Annotated in this window: 18 protein-coding genes and 1 pseudogene; 2 read left to right on the top strand and 17 right to left on the bottom strand. The window is 65.1% G+C overall.

Features of this window, described 5'->3' with window-relative positions:
- Positions 1-2 precede the first annotated feature (2 nt).
- From IEW15_RS15770 to IEW15_RS15745, 6 genes are all read right to left on the bottom strand, one after another.
- Positions 3-1,310 carry a TRAP transporter large permease gene (locus tag IEW15_RS15770; RefSeq protein ID WP_188579645.1) on the bottom strand — a complete coding sequence of 436 codons (1,308 nt, stop codon included), beginning with the start codon at positions 1,308-1,310 and terminating at the stop codon, positions 3-5.
- Complete coding sequence (locus IEW15_RS15765; RefSeq protein WP_188579643.1) at positions 1,307-1,873, bottom strand: TRAP transporter small permease; 567 nt, start codon at positions 1,871-1,873, stop codon at positions 1,307-1,309. The genes IEW15_RS15770 and IEW15_RS15765 overlap by 4 nt, the downstream gene beginning before the upstream one ends.
- A 105-nt stretch (positions 1,874-1,978) precedes the next feature.
- A complete protein-coding gene (locus tag IEW15_RS15760) occupies positions 1,979-3,133 on the bottom strand; it encodes a C4-dicarboxylate TRAP transporter substrate-binding protein (protein ID WP_188579641.1) in 1,155 nt (384 codons plus the stop codon).
- A 125-nt stretch (positions 3,134-3,258) separates the two neighbouring features.
- Positions 3,259-4,872: a class I adenylate-forming enzyme family protein gene (locus tag IEW15_RS15755; protein WP_188579639.1), complete on the bottom strand. Its 1,614-nt coding sequence runs from the start codon at positions 4,870-4,872 to the stop codon at positions 3,259-3,261.
- Positions 4,873-5,087: 215 nt separating this feature from the next.
- The gene (locus tag IEW15_RS15750; RefSeq protein ID WP_188579637.1) at positions 5,088-5,915 is read right to left on the bottom strand and encodes an enoyl-CoA hydratase/isomerase family protein; all 828 of its coding nucleotides are present in this window, start codon (positions 5,913-5,915) and stop codon (positions 5,088-5,090) included.
- 13 nt (positions 5,916-5,928) lie between these two features.
- Entirely contained in the window at positions 5,929-7,089 is a 1,161-nt protein-coding gene (locus IEW15_RS15745; RefSeq protein WP_188579635.1) for an acyl-CoA dehydrogenase family protein, read from the bottom strand.
- A gap of 320 nt (positions 7,090-7,409) precedes the next feature.
- Between IEW15_RS15745 and IEW15_RS15740 the strand changes: the two genes are divergently transcribed.
- Positions 7,410-8,249 (top strand): GntR family transcriptional regulator, encoded by an 840-nt coding sequence (locus IEW15_RS15740; RefSeq protein ID WP_229708159.1) that lies wholly within the window; start codon positions 7,410-7,412, stop codon positions 8,247-8,249.
- Here IEW15_RS15740 and IEW15_RS15735 read toward each other — a convergent pair.
- Positions 8,226-9,215: a phosphoenolpyruvate carboxykinase (ATP) gene (locus IEW15_RS15735; protein WP_188579633.1), complete on the bottom strand. Its 990-nt coding sequence runs from the start codon at positions 9,213-9,215 to the stop codon at positions 8,226-8,228. The two genes, IEW15_RS15740 and IEW15_RS15735, sit on opposite strands and share 24 nt — an antisense overlap.
- A gap of 90 nt (positions 9,216-9,305) precedes the next feature.
- Positions 9,306-10,465 (bottom strand): annotated as a pseudogene (locus tag IEW15_RS26480) (acyl-CoA dehydrogenase family protein).
- 315 nt (positions 10,466-10,780) lie between these two features.
- Between IEW15_RS26480 and IEW15_RS15725 the strand changes: the two are divergent.
- The gene (locus tag IEW15_RS15725; protein ID WP_188579631.1) at positions 10,781-12,607 is read left to right on the top strand and encodes an acyclic terpene utilization AtuA family protein; all 1,827 of its coding nucleotides are present in this window, start codon (positions 10,781-10,783) and stop codon (positions 12,605-12,607) included.
- 60 nt (positions 12,608-12,667) lie between these two features.
- Here IEW15_RS15725 and IEW15_RS15720 read toward each other — a convergent pair whose 3' ends face one another.
- From IEW15_RS15720 to IEW15_RS15680, 9 genes are all read right to left on the bottom strand, one after another.
- Complete coding sequence (locus IEW15_RS15720; RefSeq protein ID WP_188579629.1) at positions 12,668-13,159, bottom strand: GNAT family N-acetyltransferase; 492 nt, start codon at positions 13,157-13,159, stop codon at positions 12,668-12,670.
- 1,099 nt (positions 13,160-14,258) lie between these two features.
- Positions 14,259-15,944, bottom strand: coding sequence for a cyclic peptide export ABC transporter (locus IEW15_RS15715; RefSeq protein WP_188579626.1), 1,686 nt, complete (start codon positions 15,942-15,944; stop codon positions 14,259-14,261).
- A 37-nt stretch (positions 15,945-15,981) separates the two neighbouring features.
- Positions 15,982-17,973 (bottom strand): Fe(3+)-hydroxamate ABC transporter permease FhuB, encoded by a 1,992-nt coding sequence (gene fhuB, locus IEW15_RS15710; protein ID WP_372401790.1) that lies wholly within the window; start codon positions 17,971-17,973, stop codon positions 15,982-15,984.
- A 2-nt stretch (positions 17,974-17,975) separates the two neighbouring features.
- Positions 17,976-18,905: an ABC transporter substrate-binding protein gene (locus IEW15_RS15705; protein WP_188579622.1), complete on the bottom strand. Its 930-nt coding sequence runs from the start codon at positions 18,903-18,905 to the stop codon at positions 17,976-17,978.
- A gap of 16 nt (positions 18,906-18,921) precedes the next feature.
- Positions 18,922-19,692, bottom strand: coding sequence for an ATP-binding cassette domain-containing protein (locus IEW15_RS15700; protein WP_188579620.1), 771 nt, complete (start codon positions 19,690-19,692; stop codon positions 18,922-18,924).
- A gap of 85 nt (positions 19,693-19,777) precedes the next feature.
- Positions 19,778-22,309, bottom strand: a complete 2,532-nt coding sequence (locus IEW15_RS15695) for a TonB-dependent siderophore receptor (RefSeq protein ID WP_188579618.1) — start codon at positions 22,307-22,309, stop codon at positions 19,778-19,780.
- 199 nt (positions 22,310-22,508) lie between these two features.
- Positions 22,509-24,890, bottom strand: coding sequence for a penicillin acylase family protein (locus IEW15_RS15690; protein WP_188579616.1), 2,382 nt, complete (start codon positions 24,888-24,890; stop codon positions 22,509-22,511).
- On the bottom strand, positions 24,887-25,675 hold the full coding sequence (gene fhuF / locus IEW15_RS15685; protein ID WP_229708158.1) for a siderophore-iron reductase FhuF: 789 nt from the start codon (positions 25,673-25,675) through the stop codon (positions 24,887-24,889). The genes IEW15_RS15690 and fhuF overlap by 4 nt, the downstream gene beginning before the upstream one ends.
- Positions 25,672-26,187: a SidA/IucD/PvdA family monooxygenase gene (locus IEW15_RS15680; RefSeq protein WP_229708157.1), complete on the bottom strand. Its 516-nt coding sequence runs from the start codon at positions 26,185-26,187 to the stop codon at positions 25,672-25,674. Before IEW15_RS15680 ends, fhuF begins: the two co-directional genes overlap by 4 nt.
- Positions 26,188-26,243 lie beyond the last annotated feature (56 nt).

The following is a 26,243-nucleotide window of genomic DNA, read 5'->3' as shown; positions in this document are numbered from 1 at the left end:
CGCTATTGCATCAGCGCCGGCAGGAACAGCACGATTTCGGGAAATGCGATCAGCAGCAGAACCAGCACCAGATCGGCGACCAGGAACCACATGATGCCCCTGAAGATCTGACTGGTGGTGACGAGATTGCCGACCACCCCCTTGATGACGAAGACATTCATCCCGATCGGCGGCGTGATCATGCCGATTTCCAGGAACTTGGTCAGCACCACGCCGAACCAGATCAGGCTGAAACCGGCGGCATCGATGATTGGCAGCACGATCGGCATGGTCAGAAGCATCATGCCCATCGGCTCAAGGAACATGCCGAGCAGCAGATACATCACCGACACCGCCAGCAGCAGCAGGAACGGGTTGGCGCCGATCTCGATGACCATCTCCGACAGCCAGCTGCCGGTGCCGCTGAGCGCCAGGAACCGGCTGAGCAGGCTGGCGCCGATGGCGATGATCAGCAGCGCGCTGGTGGTCATCAGCGTTTCAAGCGCCGCGGTGCGGAACATGGTCCAACTGAAGGTGCGCTTGACGATGGCGACCACGCACGACAGAAACGCACCGACGGCGCCCGCTTCGGTGGGTGTGAACAGCCCGCCGAACAGGCCGCCGAACACGCCCAGCATGATCGCCAGAACCGGCCAGGTGTCGCGCAGCGCCTCAAGCTTTTCCGACATCGGAACGTCTTCGCGCACCTGCGGTGCCAGCGCCGGGTTCAGCTTCACCCGGATCAGGATGACGATGATATAGCCCAGCGCCGTCAACAGGCCGGCGACGATACCGCCCAGAAACAGCGCCGTCACCGGTACCTGCGCGATCACGCCGTACAGGATCATCAGGATGGATGGCGGGATCAGCGCGCCGATGGTGCCGGCGGCGGCCACCGTGCCGGTGGCCAGCTCGGCGTCATAGCGATGGCGCATCATCTCGGGCACGGCAATCCGGCCCATCGCCGCCGAGCAGGCGACCGACGATCCGGTGACTGCGGCGAAGCCGGCCGAGCCGAACACCGCGGCGATCGCAAGCCCGCCCGGAATACCCGACATCCACACCCGGGCGGCACGGAACAGCCCTTGAGTCAGTTGCGCGTGATAGCAGATGAAGCCCATCAGCAGAAACACCGGCACCGAGCTCAGCACCCAGTTGGCGGCGAACTGATAAGGGATCAGGCCAAGCGAACTCCAGGCGATCTTCCAGCCCAGCAGATACCAGATGCCGCTGAACGACACCCCGATCAGCGCCATGCCGATCGGCACTCGCAGCGCCAGAAGGACAAACAACAGGCCGATGCCGGCCAGACCGGTGCCGACATCGGTCATGCGTCGGTTTCCTTGCGGGCTGTGGGGTGGGCGTTGGTGACGACGTCATCGGGCATGGCGTTGCGCAGTCCCGACGGGCCACCGGTGATGCTGAGATAGAATTTGTAGAGCACCACCGCCGTCATCAGACCGGTGCCGACCGGCAGAATGTAATAGGACGGCCAGATCGGAATCTTCCAGCCTTCCTGGATCACGAAGGTGCCGACCGCCTGCTTCTTCATCGCCTCAAGAAAGGACTGCCGGGTGATGGCGGCGAAGACCAGCGCCGAGAACACATATGAGAAGCCGCGCAAGGCCCCCTGCACGCGGGCGGGCATCAGTTCGGTGACCACCTCGACCGAGATATGCTTGTCCGCTTCCTCGGCATAGGCGAGCGGCAGGAAGGCGACCACCAGCATGTAGAAATTGCTGACCGCCGCGATGGTGCCGGGCAGGGTGATGCCGAAGATGTTGCGAACCACCACGTCGATGGTGATGTGCAGCATCATCAGCGTCACCGCCAGCACGCCCAGGACCGTGGTGAAATGGATCAGACGCGACAAACCGCGTCCCAACGCCTGCATCGGGCGTATCTCCCCGTCATCGGGTGGCGGGACTAGCATCAGGCAATGCCCGGCCGGCGGTGCCCGCCATGCGGGCGGCCGCCGGGCCGGCCATCGGCCGGGCGATTACATGCCGTAGGTCTTGGGGTCGACCTTGGACACTACCTCGGTCCAGTAGAGCTCCGCCAGCTCGTCTGGGCCGGAGACGCCCTTCACCAGCCCCGCCCACTTCTCAAGCAGCGGCTTGAACGTGTCGATTGCCTTCTGCGGCTCGGCCACGCCGAACTTCGACGAATAAAATTCGGCGATCGTCTTCATGTCGGTGGTGACGAAATCGTTGGTCGCATTGACCAGCGCAGGGTCGGCCTCGTGGACGCGGATGCCCTTGTCGGCGGCACGCTTCAGGTCACGACCTTCGAAATTGACATACTGCCAGCCGCCATGTGCCGACATGGTGGTGCCGGCGCGCAGCAGGGCGGCACGTTCGTCATCCGTCAGCGACCGCCAGGTGTCGGCGTTGATGTTGGCGACGGTCGATGCGCCGAACACGCCGCCGGGGACACCGGTGGTGATGTCGGTGACGGCATCAATCAGCGCCAGGCCCGACAGTTCGGGGGCCGAGATGATCACGCAGTCGACGGCACCCTGGGTCAGCGCCTCGAAAGTCTCGTTGCCGGGCATGGACACGGCGGTGGCGCCCATGCTTTCCGACCAGCGGCGCCAGTTCTGGCTGCTGACCCGCATGCGCTTGCCCTTCAGATCATCGGCGGTGGTGACGGCCTTGTTGCACAGCAACATATAGCGGGTCGATGCGGCCGTGCCGGTGAACACCTGGTTCTGACCGGCCAGATCGTTCTGGCATTCCGGGCAATTCAAATAGATGTACTCCAGCATGGCGCTGGAGAAGATCAGACCATCGCGCCCGCCCGTGTCCATCAGGTTGAGCAGCATGGTCAGGTCGCCGGCGAGATTGATGTTCGGGAACTCGGCCGGGGTATAGGCAGTCAGTACATAGCCGATATCGACCAAGCCATCGCGGACACCGCCCGGGGTTTCGGCCAGGTTAAGCAGCGACAGCGGGAACACCTTCACCGACAGGGTGCCCTTGCTCAACTCGGCGACCTTCTTGGTATAGACATCGGCGGCGATGGTCGATGCGGTGTTGGCCGGAAAGCCGATCGCATAGCGCAGCTCCCGTGCTTCCGCGGCGCCAGTCAGGCCGGCGCCGGCCGTCACGCCGGCCGCCACGGCCATGGACATCAGTCTCTTGGCGAACGTCATCGTGGTCTTCCTCCCGTTGGGCCTTATTGTTTGGTTTTCTTGGCTTGTCTTGCTTCTCTTGGCGCATGTCCGCGCGGGGGGCGGCCGCGCATGGGCCGGCCCCTCGTCACATCTGCCGCCGTTGATCAGGTGGTCGCCGTCTCGAAGTGGTCGGCGAATTTGGTGCGCAACTCGGTCTTGCGGATCTTGCCGGTCACGGTCATCGGCATTTCTTCCAGGAAGATCACCAGCTTGGGCATCTCGAAGCCGCCCAGATGTTTGCGGCAATGCTCAAGAATGCTGTCTTCGGTGGGATCGGTGTCGGGCTTCGGCACCAGGAAGGCGGTGACCGCTTCGCCCCAGCGGGCATGGGGCAGGCCCACGACCACGGCGTTCTGAACGTCCGGATGGCCCAGAAGCACTTCTTCGATCTTGATCGAGGGCACGTTCTCGCCGCCGGACTTGATCATGTCCTTCTTGCGGTCCAGGAACAGCAATTCGCCGTGGTGGTCGATCAGCCCCAGATCGCCGGTGTGGTGCCATCCATGTAGCCGCGCGGCCGTGGTGGCCTCAGGCTGCTTGTAATAGCCCAGCATCACATTCGGGCCGCGATGCACGATTTCGCCGATGGTACCACGCGGCAGGATGTTGCCATCATCGTCCATGATCGCGGTGTCATTGACCACATTGGACTCGCCCCAGTAATTACCGAAGCGGGCGAGTGCTCGGTCGGGCCGTGACATCACGGTCGATGGATACATTTCGGTCTGGCCGCTCGACAGGCGGAAATCGGGGCAGAGTTCATTGACCAGCCGGGTCATCAGCGGCTCGGGCATTGGTGCCATGGCATACACGCACATGCGCAAATTGATGTCGCGCTGCTTGCGCGACGGGTGGTCAAGAACCGCACGGTACATCAGTGGCAGGCCGACCATAATATTGATCTTCTCGGCGGCCATGCCCTCGATCAGCGCCGCCGGGTCGAAGCCGCGCATCAGCAGCATCTTGGCGCCAGCCAGCACGCCGGTCAGCATCACCGAGTGTTGCGCGCAATGGAACATCGGCAAGACGGCGGTAACCCCATCCTCGCGCCCAATTCTCCATTCGATCGCATTGCTCATGGCCGCCATCACCACCGACAGGTGGCAATGCATCACGCCCTTGGGCCGTGACGTGGTGCCGCTCGTGTACATGATCAGGGCCAGCTCGCGCTCGTCGATCTCGACCACCGGCTCGGTCGCGGGCTGGCTGGCGATGGCGTCGGCAAAGCCTGTGCCGGGCAGGGCACCGGCCGCGATCCCGCTGCCGGACACTGAAATCACTGTCATCGGCACGCCCAGCGCCGCCAGCATCGCCGCCATGGCCGGCTGTGCGGCCAGCACGTCATCGACCACCACATGCCCGACGCCGGCATGGTGCAGGATATAATCGATATCCTCCGCCGCCAGCATCGCATTGGCCGGTACCCAGACCAGGCCGGCCTTGTGAATCCCGAAGATGACCGGCATGAAATCGGTGCTGTTCGCACAGATGCAGCCGACCTTGTCGCCTGTGGTCAGGCCCTGGGCCAACAGGAAATTGGCATAGCGGTTGGCCGCATCATCAAGCATTGCATATGTGGTGCAGCGGTCGCCCTCCACAATCGCGGCCCTGTCGGGATGACGCTGTGCGGTGCGGCGCAGAATGTCGCCGATTGCCACACGGCCGATACTTCCCGGCCCGGCAACGCCTTCGATCACGCGCTGCGTGCTGGTGGTCATGGTGGTCTTTCCTCCCTGGCGGCGCCTGTCGGTATGGCGCTCTGGTCATTCAGTTGATCGTAGATGTCGATTGGTGCGTGTGACAGGTGATGCTGGTGTGTTATCAGGCGCCCATGGCCGGTCCGTTCCGGATCTGGTCGTCCCCGTGGCGGTCGGGGATCATGGCCCGGGGCGCCTCCGGCCCGGGGCCGGTCGACATGGACGGGAGATGCGGGTCAGGCCCCGGTTACCCAGCTGGCTTTGCGCTTCTCAAGGAAGGCCGCGACGCCCTCCTGGCCTTCAGCGCCACGCAGGCAGCGGGCGAATTCGGCCGAGGACTGGTCCAGAAGGTCGGCGAGGGGTGTGATCTTGCCGGCCATCAACAACCGCTTGGTGGTCGCGTTGGCGCCGGGCGCGCAGCGTCGGATGTCGGCGAGCAGGCGATCGAGCCGGGCATCGAGCGCCGCCGTGTCGGTCATAACCTCATGTGCCAGCCCGATGCGTCCGGCCTCGGCGCCGTCGAAGCGCATACCGGTCAGCGCCAGCCGGCGAGCCTGCGAAATGCCGATCCGGGCGGCCACAAAGGGCGCGATCTGTGCCGGTGGAATTCCGAGCCCGGTTTCCGACAGCGCGAAGCGCGCATCGCCGGTGCAGATCATCACGTCGCCGATGCAGGCGAGGCCCAGCCCGCCACCGAAAGCCGCCCCTTCAACAGCGACCACCACGGTTTGCGGCAAAGCCTCGATCCGCATCAGAAAGCTGCCGAAGCGGCGGTTGTCGGCCATGATCGGGTCGGGCTGGCCGGCGGCGGGCTTCGGCGCCCGGAACGCGGCCATGAAGCCCTTGATATCGCCGCCGGCGCAGAAGGTGCCACCGGCGCCGCGGATGACCAGCGCGCCGACGTCTGGGTGATCTTCCAGCCACGCCACCACCTCGATCATCTGGCGGACCAGTTCATGGGTCATGGCGTTGCGGACATCGGGCCGGTTCAGGGTCAGCTTCAGGACCGGGCCGTCAAGATCGAGCAGAAGGTCGGGGCAGATCGGCAGTCGTGACGTCGTCATGTGATGGCCCCGATCAGCTGGCGGCACGCGGGGGCAGGATGCCCATACCCTTGGCGATGATGCCCAGCATCACCTCGTCGGCGCCGCCACCGATCGAGGTCAGGCGGCCGTCGCGGTACAGCCGGGTCACCTCGGTCTCGTTCATGAAGCCCATGCCGCCCCAGTATTGCAGGCAGCCATCGGCGATTTCACGGGTGAAGCGACCGGCGCAGAGCTTGGCCATCGATGCCAGATGGGTCATGTCCTCGCCTGCCACATAGCCCTCGACCGCGCGATAGATGATCGAGCGCAGCAGCTCGACCTTGGTCTGAAGCTCGGCCAGCTTGAAATGCACGACCTGGTTGTCGAGCACCGGCTTGCCGAAGATCTTGCGCTCACGGGTATAGGCGATCGTGTCGGCGATGGTGCTCTCAAGCAGGCGCAGCGAGGAGGCCGAGCCCCAGATGCGCTCTTCCTGGAACTGCTGCATCTGATAGACGAAGCCCATGCCCTCGTCGCCAATACGGTTGCGCTGCGGCACGCGCACGCCCTCGAAATGAATCTGAGCGGTATCGGACGCACGCATGCCCATTTTGTCGAGCTTGCGGGCAATGGTGACGCCCGGGGTTTTCATCGGCACGCAGATCAGCGATTTGTTGCGGTGCGACGGGCTATCGCCGGTATTGGCCAGCAGGCAGATCCAGTCGGCCTGGGTGCCATTGGTGATCCACATCTTGCCGCCGTCGATGATGTAGTCGTCACCATCCTTGCGCGCGCGGGTCTTGATGCTGGCGACGTCGGATCCGGCACCCACTTCCGACACGCCAATGCAGGCGACGCGGTCGCCGGCGATCGACGGCACCAGAAATTCGCGACGCAATTCATCGGAGCCGTGCTTCGACAATGCCGGTGTCGCCATATCGGTCTGCACGCCGATCGCCATCACCACCGAAGGCGAGCGCGCGGCGCTGATCGCCTCGCAGAACGCCAGCTGATAGGTGTAGTCGAGGCCCAGGCCGCCGAATTCCTCGGGCTTGTTGATGCCGAGGAAGCCATGATCGCCCATCTTCTTGAACAGGTCATGGGCGGGGAAAATACCCGCATCATCCCATTCCTGAACGTGTGGATTGATTTCGGTTTCCACGAACTTCGTCACTGAATGCATCATCTGCTGATGCTGCTCTGTGTAAAGCATGTGCCTCAAGCTCCTCAGGTCATCCTGGCGCGTGGCGGTCGCGCGGGACGAGGTTGTTATTGGGGGGAGGGCGGTCGGGCGTGGTGACGAGAGGGCGGAGAGGCCCTGCGAAGCCGCCGCTTGCCTTATATGCCCTTATATCTAACAATAGGCATTGACCGGTGGCGTTGTAAAGTCTTCGTGCGCGTCGATCGCATGACAGTCGGGGATCGTGTCGCGGCGCACAGAGTGTTATGTTGCGCCGCAAGCGGCATCGCGGCCGGACCGTTGCAGATGCGAAGTGAAACCGGCCTGCCGATGCAGCCGGCGGGAGTAAGGGTGTGATCAACGACACGGTGTTCCGGATGCAGAGACTCGGCGCGGGGCGCGTCGCGGACGACAGCGACGACAATGACCGTGTCGCTTTGTATGTGCGGCTGTCGCGCATCTTCCGCGACCGCATCCGATCCGGCGAATGGGCGCCGGGCGACAAACTGCCGCCTGTGCCTGAATTGTGCCGCGATTTCGCCGTGGCGCCGATCACCGTTCGTCAGGCGCTGCGGATGCTGGCCGACAAGGGGCTTTTGGTTGCGATCCGTGGCAGGGGCACCTTTGTGACCGAGGGCCAGCAGGCGGCGGTGGATGATCCAGAACTGCGGCGCGCGATCAACAACCGCCTGGACCTGACCCCCGGCCAGGGTATTCGCGTGTTGAAGCGTGAAATGGATGTGGCGCTGCCGCCGGATCTGGCGGCGATCGATGGCCGGGCCAAACGCGCCTATGTCAAGATCACCAAGATCCATCTGTATAACGAGACGCCCTTCGCGCTGATGGACGTCTATGTCGACGCTGCCGCCTATCGTCTGTTCCCGCCGAACTCGGAACATAATGCCAAGATGCTGCGGATGCTGATCAATCATGGTCGCGAGAAAATGGGCCGGTCGCGACAGATCATGACCATATCCCATGCCGATCAGGCGGTGGCGCGGGCGCTCGATTACTCAATGGGCGGCGTCATGGTGAAGATGATCTCCACCATTCTCAGCGAGGATGGCGAAGTCCTGATCGCCAACAACGCGTTGTACCGGGGTGACATGTTCGTGATGGAGCATGTCGATCAGAATATCGGCGTGCCGAGCATACCCGATCCGAGCCGGTCACCGACCCGCGCCGGCCATTGAGCTGCCGCCGGCGCCCGGTATCCCGGTTGTGCCTGACGACAGCAGGCGATCGGCGGCGCGTTCGGCCGACAGGTCGTCGAGAAACCGGGTGAGCCGCATGTGATGCGGTATCAATGCCGCCAGCCGCGTCGCCTTGACCTGCATGGGCCTCTGCAGCCCCAGCCGGACGGCAATGCCGGGCCGATAGATGGCGTTGCGCATCTCGGCTGCGGCGCCGAGCCCGCGCAATGGGAACAGCCCTTCATCGGCCGGATCGTCACAGCGATCCAGATGAACCACGGCCGCGAGCGGCAGCGGCTGGCGCACGAACCGGTCGTCGATCGGCACCTGAAACTTGGTCAGGTCGCGGATGCACAGATCCAGCGCTGTGGTGTCGATCTGCCGGCGGTCGGCGGAATCCTGCCATAGCCGCATGCGGGGATAGGCGGGCCATGCCCGGCAGCATCCATCCTCACCGATGCGGAGCATCGTCAGATCATCGGCCAGCATGCCCAGGCCGCGGGCGACCAGGCTGGCGGCCAGGGTCGATTTGCCGGCACCGGATGCACCGGTGATCGCAACGGCCTGATCGCCGATGCGCAGGCAGGCCGCGTGCAGCACGATCTCGCCACGCTGATGGCACAGCGCGCCCATGATGATGCCCAGCAGATAGGTGCGGATGTCCACCGCGTCGATGTCGGTCTCGGGTGACACCACGATCTCGCAGCCGCCTGCGACCAGAACGTTGCCACAGTCTTTCAGCCGGATCAGAACCCGGCCGTCTGCGACCTCGACCGTGCGAAAGGGCGGGGTGACGGCCGGGTCATGCGCCGTCTCGTCGGGCGCCGTCTCAAGTGCATGAGGCACCGGCCCGACGCGGATGATGACATCCGGCTGATGGCCGGCGGGACCATCCCAGGCCGGGACTTCCGGCAAGGGGATCTCGGACCGGATATGCCAGCCGAACAGTAGATGGTCCTGCGTCACGATGGCGATGCCCCCTGCGGCCGCTGGTCTCCTGGCCAAGTGATACGGCGCGGTGGTCATCGGCCGCAAGGGGAACGATATAAAAAGGCGCTAGTTGCGCGCCATGCGATGTCGGCGCAGTTTCAGCCGGCCGATCTGATTGCGGTGAGCCTCGTCGGGGCCGTCGGCGATCCGAAGCAGGCGGGCGGTGGCATAGGCGGCGCCCAGGCCATGATCATTGGTCACGCCGGCGCCGCCGAATAGCTGAATGGCCATGTCGATCACCTTGCAGGCCATGTTGGGCACCGCCACCTTGATCATGGCGACCTCGGCGCGCGCGGCCTTGTTGCCCACCGTGTCCATCATCCAGGCGGCCTTCAGGGTCAGCAACCGTGCCTGTTCGATCATGATCCGGGCATCGGCGATCCGTTCCAGCGTCACCGTCTGTTCCGACACCGGCTTGCCGAAGGCGACGCGTTCATCGGCGCGCCGGCACATCGTCTCCAGCACCCGTTCCGCCAGGCCGATCAGGCGCATGCAATGATGTATCCGCCCCGGGCCCAGGCGCCCCTGCGCGATCTCGAATCCCCGGCCCTCGCCCAGCAGCATGTTCGCGGCCGGCACCCGGACGTTGTCGAACCGCACATCCGATGCCCGGTCGGGCATGCCATAGAAGCCGAACACCGGCAGCGGGCGCAGCACGGTGATGCCGGGGGTCCCATCGGTACCAGGATCATCGATTGCTGGTGATGGCGGTCGGCATTATCGGGATCGCTCTTGCCCATGAAGATCAGGATCTTGCAACGCGGATCGGTAGCGCCGGTCGTGAACCATTTATGGCCGTTGATGACATAATGGTCGCCATCGCGGCGGATATGGCTCTCGATATTGGTGGCGTCCGACGAGGCGACCGCAGGCTCGGTCATCGCGAAGGCCGAGCGGATCCGGCCGTCCAGCAGCGGTGTCAGCCATGCCTCCTGCTGTTCGGGTGTGCCATAGCGTGCAAGCACCTCCATATTACCGGTATCGGGGGCCGAGCAGTTGAACACTTCGGGCGCCAGATGCGACCGCCCCATCACCTCGCAGAGCGGCGCATATTCGGCGTTGCTCAGCCCGGCGCCATGGGCGCTTTCGGGCAGGAAAAGGTTCCAGAGGCCGGCGGCCCTGGCCAGCGGCTTCAACTCCTCGACCACCGGCTGAACCTTCCACGGGCCCAACTCCTCGCTTTCGCGATAATACCGGTCTTCGTTCGGATAGATATGGGCGTCCATGAAGGCTTCGAGCCGGGCCTTGATCTCGGTCAGACGGGGGAGTGGTCCAGACGCATGGCAGGCCTTCCTGTCGAGAGGCGTCGAGGCGGCGTGATGGGAGAATAAGCGTGCTGGCCGCTTGCAGTTATGTAATACCTAATGATAGGTATATAGAAAATGCGCGCCGGTACAATCCGGAACCGCGCCGGTGCCGGCATCTTCGCTGCGGCACCGGTCCCTTTTGCCCGGGCGCCAGACGATATCCCCAAAAAACAAGGCCGCATCCGCCACCCCGCGCGGACATCCGGCCGGACATCATGTGGAGAGATTGCGGCCATGAGCGACAGGATCGTGCGGATCGGTGGAGCATCGGGCTTCTGGGGTGACAGCGCCGTCGGCGCGCCGCAACTGGTTCGGCATGGGCAGATCGACTATCTGGTGTTCGATTATCTGGCCGAACTGACCATGTCGATTCTGGCCACGATGCGGTCGAAATCGCCTGATCAGGGCTATGCGACCGATTTCGTCGACATTGCGATGCGTGCGGTGATCCGCGATGTCGCCGCCAAGGGCATCAAGGTGTTGAGCAATGCCGGCGGGGTCAATCCGCGGGCCTGTGCCGCCGCTCTGGCGAAACTTGCCGACGAGGCCGGTGTCACGTTGAAGATTGCGGTGGTCGAAGGCGACGATCTGTTGCCGCGGACCGACGCTCTGCGCGCGGGCGGCATGACCGAGATGTTCACCGGGGCACCGATGCCCGACAAATTGATGAGCGCCAATGCGTATCTGGGCGCGCTGCCGGTGAAGGTCGCACTCGATGCCGGTGCCGATGTCGTCATCACCGGCCGGTCGGCCGACAGCGCGCTTGCGCTTGGCGCGCTGATGCATGAATTCCGCTGGACGGCGGACGACTACGATCGTCTGGCGGCCGGCAGTCTGGTCGGGCATATCCTGGAATGCGGCTGTCAGGCGACCGGCGGCCTGCATACCGATTGGGATCTGGTGCCGGATTGGGCCGGGATCGGCTATCCGATCACCGAATGCGCCGCCGATGGCTCGTTCGTCGTCACCAAGGCGCCGGAAACCGGCGGTCTGGTGGTACCGGCGGTGGTGGCCGAGCAGATGTTGTACGAGGTGGGTGACCCCGCCGCCTATCTGCTGCCGGATGTGATCTGCGATTTCACCGCCGTGACCATGGAAACCGCGGGCCCCGACCGGGTGCTGGTGCAGGGCACGCGTGGGCATGCACCCACCGACAGTTACAAGGCCTCCGCCACCTATATGGATGGCTGGCGCGCGGTGGCGCAGTTGACCATCATCGGCATCGATGCGGCGGCAAAGGCGCAGCGGACAGCCGATGCGATCCTTGAACGCACGCGTCAGATGCTCCGCCACAGCAACCTGCCCGACTACCGTGCCACTCATACCGAAATTCTCGGTGCGGAATCGATGTACGGGCCGCACGGTCGTGCGTTTGGCGCCCGCGAGGTGGTGATGCGCCTGGCGGTCACCCATGACGATCGCAAGGCTCTGGCGATGTTCGCACGGGAAATCGCGCCGGCCGGTACGTCCTGGTCGCCGGGCACGACCGGGGCAGGGGGGCGGCCGAAGCCGTCACCGATCGTGCGGCTGTTCTCGTTTCTAATGCCGAAGGCCGATGTGCAAGTGACGGTGACGCTGGGCGGCAAGACCATGCCGGTCGCGATTCCCGCCGGCAGTGCTGGCGGCGGTGCCGCCCTTCAGGCACCCGAACCCATGCCGGCCGCCGATCCGGTCGCTGCCGATGCTGCTGCGGCGATGGTCGGCGTGCCACTGGTGTCGCTCGCCTATGCGCGCAGCGGTGACAAGGGCGACAGTTCGAATATCGGCATCATCGCCCGTGACCCCGGCTTTCTGCCGCTGCTGCGTCGCGATCTCACCCCGGCACGCGTCCAGGCCTATTTCGCTCATCTGCTGGCGGCCGACAGCACGGTGGCGCGGTTCGAGGTGCCGGGCGTGAACGCAGTCAATTTCCTGCTCACCCGCGCATTGGGGGGGGGCGGCATGGCCTCGTTGCGGAACGACCCGCTGGGCAAGGGTTTCGGGCAGATGCTCCTGGACATGGTTGTGGATGTGCCGGCGGATTGGCTCGATCATCCGAAATTACGCAAGCCGGCGGCCTGATCCTTCTTCATGCTTGTGTCATACGGTCAGGATACGTCCATCATCGCTGATGGGCGTATCCTATAGCCATTTTTCCATATCATAATTGTGAATCATAACGCCCGCGATGTCGATGTCGTTGCGTTTGATGATCGTGAACCCGCGCGTCACGAACAGCCGCGATGCGGCCTCGCTGGCCTCGACAAACAGGCGGGGCAGGTGGTTTTCGGCGGCATGCCGTTCCAGATGCGTGCAGAGCGTGCTGGCAACGCCCGCCCCCGCCACTGCCGGAGCGACATACAGAAAATGAAGATGGCCATCGCGCTCCAGGTCTGCGAAACCGAGATACTGTGTGCATGTGGTCCCGCTGTCCTGCTCAACCTCATCCACAGCCACCAGCCGCAGGCGTCCATCCTGCGCCAGCCTGTCCAGCCGCACCGGATCGGGTGTCAACGATAACCAGGCCGCAACCTGCGCCGCCGAATAGTGGCGGCGGCCAAGTTCCATGACTGAGGCGCGATACAGATCCGACAATGCTGCCGCATCCTCGGAATGATAGTGACGGATCATCATGACCGGCGTACTCCCGTAAGCTGCGGTGCCCGTCTGGCGCGCTGCCGCAGATGGCAACATATTATCGTTCTTTGATAGGCCGTACCACGCACTCGGTGGTGATTGGCTCGGCAAACGGATCGCTCGTCATCAAAGAGCGGGAGGCCAGCCAATGACAGGGGAGAAACCACGGCAACCTCTCATGCGTCAAGGGTCCGGCACGACCACGTCGCGCGGTATGGCCGGGCGGGCGGTTGTGCTGCATCAAACGGCCGCATATTATCGACCTTAGAGGCGGCAGAATAGCCCCTTCGCGGCCTGTCGGCGCACAACCCCACCCACTCGCCGCTGAACTCTATGCGGCAGACCCCGCGTGCTGGATCGTTAGCCACCACGTGGAGAGGTTCCCTGTCCGTCGCCTAGCGGGGATTGCATCTTGTCAGCACGTCGAGACGCATGCCAGACAATGGGCCGGACAAGTGCCAGTGTCGCGAGCCCGGCCTGTTCCTCCATCCGATTGATGACGGTTCGGAACGCCTTTTGGGCCAGCCAGATCGCGAAAAGCGCATCAGGTGGTTCCGTCTGATCGGGATCTGCGTCAGCGGCGCACAAATATGCTGTTGACGGCACGCCACCTACCCGATTGATGAAGAACCACCACCAATGGATGTCGCGATCTCCTGGCCGGCTCACATCTGCTGCCGGCCAAGCTCTGCCATAGCTGCCTACCCCTCTTCATGGCTTGCAATGATGACGTGCTCGGTATGTCGAGGGTAAGAATGTCAGTCATTTCAGTACCTTGTTATGAGCTTACCCATCTTTATGCATAAAAGATCGATAATCATCCATTATCGGGCCTGTTAATTTCGGGCCAGGGCAGGCGGACAGTCTGCTGACTCCCACAGTTTGATGGTCAATTCTCGCTCAGTCGCCATGGATCGAACAGATGTGGAAGTGTTGCCGCTTGCTCGTGCAGTCCTGCCGTCGCTCGCATTCAAGGCTGCGGCAGATTGGTGCCTGACACCGATATCTTCCAAACAAAACAAAGGCTTGATGGGCAGCTTCCTTGCCCATCAAGCCTTCTGTCAACATCAGATCAGCGTTGAATATCTGCGGCCCGTCAATCCGCAGCGGCCTGCATGGCCACGCCGTCGTGCCGGATCTCGGCGGTCTTGGGATCTGCCGCATCCGCCGCCGGCAGCACCCGTCCGGCCTGCATGCGGATATGGCGATCGGCGACATGGAAGTATCGGTCATCGTGTGAGATCGCGATGATCGTTCGGCCCTCCGCCTTCAATGCCGGCAGCAACTCGGTATAGAACACCCGGCGGAATTCGGGATCCTGATCGGCCGCCCATTCATCGAACACCAGGATCGGCCGGCCTTCCAGCCAGGCATGCACCAACGCGAGGCGTTTGCGCTGGCCGGTCGACAGGTCGGTGGTGGTGAATTTTCCGTCTTTCACCGATACTTTATGGGCAATTTCAAGTTCTTTGAGGTAGCGCTCGACGTCTTGCATGGGCACGCCCTCCGGTACACTCAGATCATCAAACAGAAAGTAATCGGCAAAAATCGTCGAGAACATCTGTCGATAGTCGTCAACCACATCGGGCGCCAGCGGCTGGCCGTTATACAACCGCTCTCCCGCAGCCGGTTCATAAAGGCCAAGCAACAGTTTAATCAGCGTCGTCTTGCCACCACCATTTTCGCCGGTGATGAACACGATTTCACCGCGCCGGATGGTCAGATCGACCGGCCCCAGTTCGAAGGCGGTGCCGCCATCCGGTGCCGGAAAGGCATAGCGCAGGCCGACAAGATCGATCCGCTCCATCGGTGCCAGCGCCACCGGCCGGTCGACCAATGGCAGATGGGCCTCCGGCGCTGAGAACCTCGCCCGCAGATCGGCGATCCGGCCGATCGACACCTGCGCGCGGCCCAGCAGCGGCAGCATCGCCACGATCCCCTCGATCGGCCCCTTCACATACAGCAGCACCAGCACGAAACCGCTGATCACCCGCGCATCCGCCGTCGGCGACAGGGCCTGGATCAGCAGCATCAACCCGATCACCACGAAGAACAGCGCCGAACCGAAGGCATTGGCGGTGCAGAAGATCTGAACCGCCCGCATCCGCAGATCGCGGATCCGGCCGATGGTGCGGTCGATCTGCACACCATACATGTCGACCCGGCGCTGGCGGTTGATGCGCAGTTCCTTGGCACCTTCGGTGATCGCCCGATACTGTTTCTGAAGGTCGTCTTCGGCCTCGCGCGCCGCGCTGAACCCCTCGAAGCCCTTCTTGCGGGCATAGGTGTGCCCGGCAGTGCCGATGATGATCGCCACCAGCGCGATCAGGAACATCATCGGCGACAGCACGATCAGATAGGCGAAACAGCCCAGTGCGATCGCGATCGAGATCGCAAAGCCCGAGAAGTTGAAGGTGAACTGGGTGATCGTGTCGACGTCCTGATTCAGCACCGCCGTCAATCTGTGCAGACGATAGCGCTCAAGTTCAGCCACCGGCGCCGACAGGATGCGCCCGCACAGATCGCGCCGCAGCTCGGCCACCACCTTCTGCCCGACCAGGCTGTTGCCGATATCCGAGATGGTCTCGCCCGCCAGGGTCAGCACCGCCAGACCGCCGAACAGCAGCAACAGCGCCGTCGTGGCCCCGCCTTCGGTGTGCAGGGCATTGTTGATCGTGGCGAGCAGAGATGCCGTGGCGAGGCCACTCGCCGTGCCCATCAGGGTCGAGAACAGCGCGATCGGCCAGAATGGCCGCAGGATTCGCAGGATTTCGGCAAGCATCCGGGTTCCTTTCCGGTCGCCCGGCCAGCGCTGAGGATCAGCGACGGCGCAGGAGCCACATGAAATACGGCCCGCCGATCAATGCGGCGAGCAGGCCCGCCGGCATCTGGCGGGGAAATAGCAGGGTCCGGCCCAGCCAGTCGGCCGCGACCATGATCAGGGCGCCCAGGATGATCGCGACCACGATCTGCGCCAGCGCCCGGCGGGCACCGGCCATTCGGGCGATATGCGGGGCCATCAGCCCCACGAAGCTGAGCGGTCCGATCACCAGCGTGGCGATCGCCGCCAAGCCCGCCGCCAGCACCAGCACCAGCAGACGGCTGAGCCCTACCGGCACACCCAGCGCCCGTGCGGTCGGGCCGCCCAACGGCAGGATGTCCAGCCAGCGCGCAGCCAGCGGCACCAGGGCCAGCAGCCCCGCCCCCGTGACCAGCGTCACCACGGCATCCCGTGGCCCCACGACATAGGTGGAACCGGCCATCCAGTTGAGCAGCATGGTCGCGCGCGGATCGCCCGTCGCCAGCATGCCCACGACCAGCGCATCGAACAGCGCCCCCACCGCCACACCGGCCAGCAGCACCCGTTCGGGGCCGAAGCCCGATCGCCGCCCCACCCACAGGATGAAGATCAGCGTCACCAGCGCGCCGGCGGACCCGGCGGCGATCTGTTCCGGCCGGCCGACCACCGGCAGCAGAAAGCCGACGATGATGGTGCCGATGGCGGCACCACCGCCGATGCCGAGCACTTCCGGGCTGGCCATCGGATTGCCGGTGAAGCGCTGCATCAGGCAGCCCGCCGCCGCCATCAAACCGCCGGCGGTGAGCGCCGCCAGCACGCGCGGCCAGCGCCAGCGCAACATGTCACCGGCGCCGTCGAGGCCGAGCCATTGCCAGCCATCCGCCGTGCGGCCGAAGCCCAGCGCCACGATCACCACCACCGCCAGAGCGGCCAGGCCGATGATGGCGATCCGCCGGACCGCGCCCTGGCGGGCCGCAATCTCCTGCGGTATTTCGGCTCCAGGTCGGCCGCCGAAGCTCAGCCGCGGCAGCATCCACAGCAGCAGCGGCGCCCCCAGCAGTGCCGTGACCGCACCGGTCGGCAGCATCTCGCCGGCCAGAAGCACGATCTGATCGGTCAGCCACAGCAGCGCCGCGCCCACCAGCGGCGCCCAGATCAACCGGTCGCGCAACCGCCGGGCGCCGGCCAGCCGCGCCAGGGCGGGTGCCGCAAGGCCGATAAAGCCGATCACGCCCACGGCGGCGACCACGAAGCCGGTCAGCGCCACGGCCAGCGCCATTGCCGCCAGCCGCATCCGGCGTAGTGACACGCCCAGACCGGATGCACCTTCATCATCCAATTCGAACAGGCTGAGCGGCCGGACCATCACGGCGACCAGCGCGCCCACGATCACCAGCCGGGGCAGCAACCACACGACCACCGTCCAGTCCTGCTGAACCAGCGACCCGCCGCCCCAGATGAACAGGGCGGTCAGATAGGGCTCATAAAGCAGGTTCAGCGCAGCACCCAGCGCGCCGCAATACAGGCTGACGATCATGCCCGCCAGGATCAGCGACACATCCGACAAGCCGCGCCGCCAGGCCAGGCCGAACACCGCCATCACCGCGACACCGCCCCCCGCGACCGCCAGCGCCTCGCGCCCCCAGCCGCCGGGCGCGATCAGCGCCGGCGCCCACAATGTGGCGACGGTCAGCGCCATGCGCGCGCCGGCCGCCACCCCAAGGGTCATCGGCGAGGCAATCGGGTTGCGCAAGACCTGTTGGAACACGGCACCCGCCAGCCCCAGCGCCGCGCCACACAAGACCGCCACCGCAATCCGCGGCAACACGCTGTAATGCACCAGCAATTGCCGGATGTCGGCGGTGTCCGGCGACAGAATGGCCGATGACCACAAAGCCGGCGGTACATGGCCGTTCAGCCGCATCAGCGCCAGCGCCAGGGCGGGCAGGGCCAGGGCTGCCACCAGCCACACCGGGTGCCGGCCGCGAGGCGCCACCCTGTCCATGGTCATGGTCATGCGCCACGCCCTTCCGTCGTGCTGGACTTATCGGCGCCACCGCCGAGGGCCAGGCTGAGACAATCAGCGAAGCGCACCGTGCAAGGCACGGCACCAAAAGGAAAAACAGCCGGCAGGCCAACCATGCGTCCATCCGCGATCGCCGGCAGATGGCGCCAGAGCGGGCTTGTCCGCAGCCGTGCCACCACCCCCTCGGGCGCCGGCGCCACATGCACCAATCGCGCCTCCGGATCGCTCAACAACCGCTCGATTCCCACGGTCACCGAGCCCCATGGTCCGCTGTCGCCTGTCCAGGCATTACGCAGGCCCAGCCGGCCCAGCGCGTGCTGCCACAGGCTGGTGGTGCCGAACACCCGCACATGACGATCGTCGAGAAAATTCACCACATGGACCGGTCGGCCGTCATAGCCGCGCAATCGGTCGCGCGCCCGGTCGATCTGCCGGGCCGCACGCGCGAGATAATCTTCGGCTTCGGTGCTGCACCCGACCAGCGTCCCCAGCCGTCTGGTCTCGGCGACGGCGGCAGGGAAGGCCTCTTGTCCCGTGCCATAGATCGTCAGGCTGACCGTCGGCGCCACCTGCTCCAGGCGCGCGCGGACCGTCTCAAGCCCCGGGGCGATCACGATCAGGTCGGGGGCCAGTTGCTGCATCACCTCAAGATTGGGTTCAAGCCGCAGCCCGACATCGACCACACCGGCGGGCAGGGCCGGTTCCACCACCCAGGCTTTGTAGTCCGGAATCCGCACGATGCCCACCGGCGGCAGGCCCAGCATGATCAGCGTCTCGGCCGATGACCAGTCGAGCGCCACCACCCGTGGCGAGATCGCATCGCCAGCCCCCTGCCCCGCGCGTGACGCTGAAACGACCTGCGGTAGAAATGACAGACAGCCGAGCCCGGCCAGCAGCGATCGCCGCGAGAGGGTCATGATCCCGGCTCCCGTCTCAATATACGAAACCGAGCGGCGCACCGCCGGCCGGGTGCGGCAGGATGCCCATGCGCAGGCCGAAGATCCGCGCCAGCTCGGCCTCGGTCATCAGCGTCTCGGGCGTGCCGCGCACCAGCACCCGCCCGGCCTTCAGCGCCAGAATGTCGTCGCAGAACCGCGCCGCCATGTTGATGTCGTGCAGGATGATCACCACCCCCAGCCCGCGCAGCCGGGCCAGCCGACGCACGAGATCGAGGATTTCCACCTGATGGGCGATATCCAGCGCCGAGATCGGTTCATCCAGCAACATATAGGCGCTGTCCTGGGCAACCAGCATCGCCAGCCACACCCGCTGCCGTTCACCACCCGACAGGCTGTCGACCATCCGGTCGGCAAAGCCGGTGACGTCGGTCAGGGCCATGGCCTCGTCCACCCGGTCCTGGTCGCGCGATCCGAACCGGCCGAGCGCCCCATGCCAGGGATAGCGCCCCAGCCGCACCAGCTCGCGCACCGTCATGCCGGCCGCGGTCGGCGGCTGTTGCGGCAGATAGGCGACCTTACGACCGAAGGCGCGGTCGCCCCAGGCGGAAAGCGCCCGCCCCTCAAGCCGCACCGTGCCGGCCGTCGGCGTGATCTGCCGGGCCAGAAGCCGCAACAAGGTGCTCTTGCCCGAGCCGTTATGCCCGATCAGCCCCAGCACCCGGCCCCCGGCCACGCCGAGATCGACATCGGCAAGCAAGACCCGCCCGCCGACCGTGACGCCCAGCCCCTCGGCCTCGAAGCTCATCACCCGGCCCTCACCCGAAACGACAGCCGCGGACGGCGCCGGGTTTCCCCGATCGCCGCCCGCGCCGCTGTGGATATTGGCCGCGTTACCACTGATAGCTGAGCGTGGCATAGACTTTCCGCCGCGAGCCGTAATAGCAGTTGGTGTTATTCTGGCAGTCGGCGACATAGATCTTATCGAACAGGTTGGTCGCGTTCACGGCCAGACGGGCGCCCGTCAGATCGGGCGCCAGATTGCCGAGGTCGTAGCGCAGGGCCGCATCCATCACGGCATAACCAGGCACCGTGAAGCTGTTTGCCGCGTCACCATAGGTTTCGTCGCTGATCCGCACACCGGCACCAAGCCCGAGCCCGTTGAAATATCCATCAATAAATCTGTAGTCCGCCCAGATTGATCCAGAATTCTCCGGCAGGTATACCGGCGTCTTCCCTGCTGTATTATCGCCCGTAGACCCTTCCGTCACTTCCGTCTCTAGGTAACTATAAGCCGCTGTCAGGCTAATATTATCATTCAGACTGATCTTTCCTTCGATATCGATACCCCGTGAGCTCACTTCGCCGTTTTGAGTTGAAAAACTAATCACCTGTGGGTTACCGGACCCATCAATGATCGTGCGAGAGCCATAGCTCAGGACATTCTGTTGAGTCAGGTCATAGAGCGCCAGCGATACAAAGCTGTTATAGCCGGTCGGCTGGTACTTGATACCAATCTCATATTGCTGACCCGTGGTCGGCTTCAGCGGCTCTCCGATGTCGTTGGTGCCGGCAAGCGGCTCGAACGATTCCGAATAGCTGGCATACGGTGCCAGACCATTGTCGAAGAGATAGAGAGCACCCACGCGCCCGGTGAACTTCTGGTCGGTGACCTTGGTGCTTGTGTTGGTCAAGCGATCGTTCGTGTTGCTGTTCAGCCAGTCATGGCGCGCACCCAAGGTAAAGCGCCACCGGTCGATCGAAATCTGATCCTGCGCATAAAGACCAAGCTGCTCAAGCCGCTGCGACGTGTTTTGTTCGAAGAACGGCGTGAAATCGATGCCGGGGCTTCCATACTGGGGATTGTTGTAATCGATGGGATTGGCCGCGAGGTAGTCGACATCACTGTCGTTGTGATTGTTCTGATAGTCGAGGCCGAACAGGGCCGTGTGTCCGACGGCGCCGGTCGTGAATTTTGCCTGAAGCTGGTTGTCGATGGTGATCGCATCATTGACCTCTTCGGCCAGAACGCCGCTGCGACGGATCACACTGCTGTCAGCCGCCATCAACCGACCGGTGTACAGATACCCAAAGTCGCTGTCTGTCCGGAAGAACCGGGCGTTCTGGCGGACCGTGAAGGTGTCATCAAACCGGTGTTCGAATTCATAACCGATGCCGTATTGGGTTCGCTCTTCCTTGTCGAAGGTCGGATCACCGATATACAGGTCGGTCGGAATGTCTCCCGACGGGTTATGCAGAACCGTGCCATAGGCCGGAAGGCGCTGATAGGCGCCCAGGGCGGGATCATTCTGGTACTTACCAAGCAATGTCAGCGTCGTGTCGTCGCCGGCGCGCCATGTGATCGCCGGGTTGATCGCATAACGCTCTTCCTTGGTCTGATCGATGGGTGTATCCGCACTTCGCGCCAGACCGCTCAGGCGATAGCTGAGATCACCATCCTCCGTCAGCGGCCCGGTCATGTCGAAGGCGGTCTGAAGGCGGCCATATTCGCCGAACTGAAGCTGAACCTCGTTGAAGGCATCCGGCTGCGGCCGCTTGCTGACCAGATTGGCGAGCCCGCCCGGCGACACCTGCCCATAAAGAACCGAAGACGGACCACGAACGATTTCAATGCGTTCCAGACCATAGCTGTCGATCTGCGGCGTGGCCCAGGTGCCACCGATCAGACGCAGCCCGTCGAGGTATTGGCTGACCTGAAAGCCACGGGCATAAAGAAAATCGGTCCGTTCGTCGGCGCCATTGCGGTCAGTCTGCATGCCGGCGGTATAACGCAGCGCCTGCGGCATGGTCTGTGCCGCCTGCGCATCCATCTGGTCGCGGGTCACCACCGAAATCGACTGGGGCGTCTCAAGCAGCGGTGTATCGGTCTTGGTCGCCGCCGAGGCTCGCTTGGCAACGAAGCCGGCAACGGGGCCCCAGGCGCTTTCGGCGCGACGCGTCGCATCGATTGAGAGGGGATCCAGAACCACCGCCCCGTCAGCCGCGGTGCCACGCACCAGCGTCACCGTGTTGGCATCGATGAAGCGATAGGACACGCCTGTGCCGGCCAGCAGGCGGCTCAGTGCCTCGTCGGGGGTATAGGAACCGCTGACGCCGGGTGATTGCAGGTCATTGGCGATCGCGGCTTCCACTGTCACCTGCAGGCCCGACTGACGGCCAAAGCTGGTGATGGCGCCGGCCAGGGGCTGGGCCGGGATGTCGAAGCTCTGGCCAGCCTGGGCAAGCTGGATGCCCGCCGCGTCCGCCGCACGGGCGGCGGGCATGGTGGCCAGCATCAACCCGGCCATGCCCACAGCCAGGGCGACATCGGCGACCAGATCGGCCCGGCGCTGTCCGGCCGTCCTTCTGCCCGCGACCGCCAGATTGCGTCCGCGCCGGGCCAATGCCGGCCCCGATGCCTCCATGTTCCTATGACCTGCCATCGACCAACCGGCTCCCGTACTTTTGTTATCATCGGTTCTGATTTGCGACTGCCTGGCAGTCGCATTCCCCGATAGGACGGGCCGGGGGCGGGATTTTTCAGGCCGGGGCGCAGTTTTTTCATGGCGATGCCCGATTTCTGCCACAACCCTGCAAACCCTTGGGTCTGATCAACCTTTGGTGTCAGGGTTGGCCGGTGTCAGTCCGGCCGGCACGCAGCCTGATCACGTGCAAACCCGGGTCGGCGGCGATCTCCGCTTGCCGGAACGGCAGCGCCATCAACTGGCCGTCCGCGAACAGCCGGGTCTGGTCATCATGAAAGGGCGATGCCGGGTCGGCCGACTGACCATAGGTGAGCAGCCCCCGCGCAACCGGCCCGCCCACGTTCCAATGCACCAGTTGAATATAGCTGCTGCCATAGATCTGGGTCGCATCATAGCCACCGGCCCCAAGCGGGCCGAAGGTCATCTCGTTCAACACGCCCTCGAACTCATCGCCACCCGGCACCGGAATGCCCGCCGCATCAGTTCGGGCACCAGTCCGGCGCTGCTGAACCGCAGCCAGGGCGATATCGGCCGGAAAACCTGCCACGCGCAACTGCGCCGCCGCCTCGGCCAATGCCCGCCGCATGGCCGAGGCGACCGTGGGATTGGCCAGATCCACCACCGCCGGCGTCGTGAACGGTTGCGCCGGATCAAAGGCCACCGCCCACAGCCCGTCGATCGCCCGTGCCCGGCGCCACGCCTCGCGGAACAGCGCAGCACCCCGGCTGTCGGGGCTGCTGCTCCGGTCCCAGCCGGCCAGGGCGGCGCAGGCGGATGCCAGATCGCCCTCTCCCCTCTCACCCGGCCCGCCCCTCTCCACCCGGCAGACCGACAGCATGGCATCCACCACCAGCTCGGCTGCGAGATTGCGGTTGTCGAACAACATCGCCTCCAGATCGGCCGGGGCGACGCGGCCGCCGGTCGCGGCGACGATCTCGTCCAGCCGCCGCTTGCCCATCCGGGTGCGCAGCCGTTGGGGCACCGCCTCCGGCCCGATGATCCGGGCATAGCCGGCAAGCGGTGCCGCCGGATCGGCCAGCCAATGGCTGTCATTGCTGTTGAACACAAGCCCGCGGGTCATCCGGCGCGGCATGCGGTCGGCCGGCATCAACCCGTGATCCGGCCGATCGCCATTGCGATCCACCACCTGACAGGCGGCACGGTCGCCGGCCAGCACCACCAGCCGCGCCGCGCGCGCGATCGCCGCCCCGGCAGCCGACGGGGCACAGCGGACGGCCAGATCGTCGGACACCGCCGGCACGCCGGTCATGTCGGCATAGAGCGCATCGCCTTGGCGGTCGGCGGCAAGCGTGTTGATCCAGGGCGTGCCCCTGACATCCGCCAGCGCCCGATCGATCTCGCCGACACTGGCGGCCGTGGCGAGCCGCAGCCATTGTTCCACCAGCCGGGTGTCGTGGCGTTCCGGATCGGCCAGCGCATAGGCAATCCGGCCGGTCCAGGCCAGCCCGCGACCGGGCATGGTCACCACCATGCCGAAGCGGGTGTCATAGACGGTCCGGGTCACCGGGGCAGCGCCGGCCGTCGGCACGGTCACCGTCACCGGCTGCATCCGCTCGCGCCGTCCATCGACCAGATAGGACAGCGGATCCCCCGGCACCAGCGGCAGTTCATGAAGCACGAAACGCTGGCTGCCCGACACCGTATGGCTCCAGGCGACATCGCGGTTGAAACCGATCACCGGCACCGGAAAGGGCGGCAGTGCGGCCCCCATCACGTCCAGCCGCCCTGGCAGGGTCAGATGCATCTGAAAGAAGCGGCTGTTGCCCTGCCAGGGGAAATGCGGGTTGCCGAGCAGCAAGCCGCCACCATCGGCGGTGAGCCCGCCGCCCAGGGCATAGGCGTTGCTGCCCAGCCGGACCGCATCATCGGGCCAGACGAGGCCGGAGGCGGGCACGGAGACGGGCACGGGCGGCGTGGCGGCATCACTGGCCGGCGGCGCGGCGGTGGCGATGGCGGTGGCGAAACGGCCGCCGCTGGCCTGGATCGCGCGTTCGGTCAACAACCGGCGCAGATCACCGCCGCTGGCCGGACGCACCCAATCGACATCGCGACACGCCATCGGCAGCCCGCCGGCGCCGCGCTCGGCCAGATAATGGTTGTACCCGGCGGCATAGCCATCGATCAGCGCCACGGCATCGGCATCGCCGGCGGCATAGCCGGCGGCGATGCGGTCGTCATCCAGATAGGCGCGGAAGAACACGTCGCTGTCGAGATTGCGGGTCGGGCCGCCGACCAGATCGACCATCGCCTCCGGCCCGAAGGCCATTGAGCGTTCACCACGCACGGTGACCAGCGCATCGGCCAGCAGGCAGACATTCTTCGCGGCATAGGCATAACCGGCCCCGAAGCCCAGGCTCGCCATGTCATCGGCCTGAATATGGGGAATGCCGAAGGCCGTTTCCCGGATGACGACGTCATAGGCGGCGGTATCCGCATCGGCGGCCACAACCGGCCCGGCCAGCAGCAGTGCCAGCCCGACAATCAGAGGCTTCATGGTCATGCCCCGGCCGCACCGGTCAGGCGTGCCACACGATCGCGTTCCACCGCCTCGGCCCGGCGCCGCTTCGGGCAACTGCCGCAGAAGGCCTCGCCCGGCATCACATAGCGCAGGCAGCAGACCTTGCGGGTTCGCAGATCCGCCACCATCCGCACCGGATCATGCAGCAGGTTGGGGGTGCCGTCGGGCCGGTCGGCGCGCGACAGCAGCCCGGCCGTGGCCTCGGCCGCCGCCTGCCGGCCGGGCAGCGACCGGGCCAGCGGCACCAGCATCCGCGCGGCCCGGTCGAGATAATCGGCGGCATTGCTCCACAGCATCCGCGCCGGCACACCGGTCGCGGCACTGAAGGCCGCGATCATTGGCGTCAGATGCCCGTCGACCAGTGCCGCATGGCGGACGAAGCCGCAGTCACTGGCGCGAGCCACGGCATCCAGCGGCAACCCGTCGCCGGCAACGTCGAAGCCCGCCGGCCGGCCATCGCCGTCCAGCACCATCGCCATAGCCCGCGGGTCCAGCGGCAACACCACGTCCAGAACCAGATTGGCCGCCAGTGCCGGCAGGATCAGGGCACCGAAATAGGATTTGGTCCATTGCGACACGGCCGCCACCTTGCGGGCGGGCCCCAAGGGCGCCGCAAATCCCAGCACCGCAGCGCCAAGTGCCGCCGGATCGGCCAGCGGCACCACCGGGCCACGCTCAACGGTGCCATGAACGGCGAACACCCCGGCATAGCCGACATAATCGCCGGTCAGCCAGGGCAGCAAGGGCTGAAGACAGGGCAGTGTCACGGCCGGCGCCCTGCCCCCACGGCCTGCGGCACGATGTCGAGCGCATCGGAGTCGAACGCGCGGGACAGCGTCCCGTCCAGCAGGGCGGTGGCGATTTCATGCGCCCGCACCACCACCACCGACAACAGCGTGTCGCTGAGCCCATGACTGTCCTCGCAGCTCCCCTGAAGGAAGATGCGGGGGCCGAAGCCCGGCGCGGTCTGCGCGCGGTACCAGCGATCGGGGGTATAGGACACGACATGCGGCGCCAGCCCGGCAACCATCTGGTCCGGCACATCGCGGTCATAGCCGGTGGCCAGGATCACCGCCTGATAGCCGGTGGTCTCGCTGTCGCCGGTCAGCACGTCGCGGCTGCCCAGCACCACCCCGGCGGCATCGGCGGCCACACCGGTGATCCGCCGGCCGCGCAGCACGCGCAGGCGTTCAATACCCGAGACCTTCTGCTGATACAGCGCCTCATAGATCTTGCGGATCAGGTCCAGATCGAGAGCCTGTTGCAGAATGGGCTCCAACCCTGTCGATGTCCGCTTGCCCCCGCGCTGCGGGGCTGATTCCCTCGGGTGAGGTG

Source organism: Tistrella bauzanensis, assembly GCF_014636235.1.
Classification (GTDB): Bacteria; Pseudomonadota; Alphaproteobacteria; order Tistrellales; family Tistrellaceae; genus Tistrella; species Tistrella bauzanensis.
Note: the sequence above shows the minus strand (reverse complement) of the source record. Positions and strands in the feature narration are given on the sequence as shown.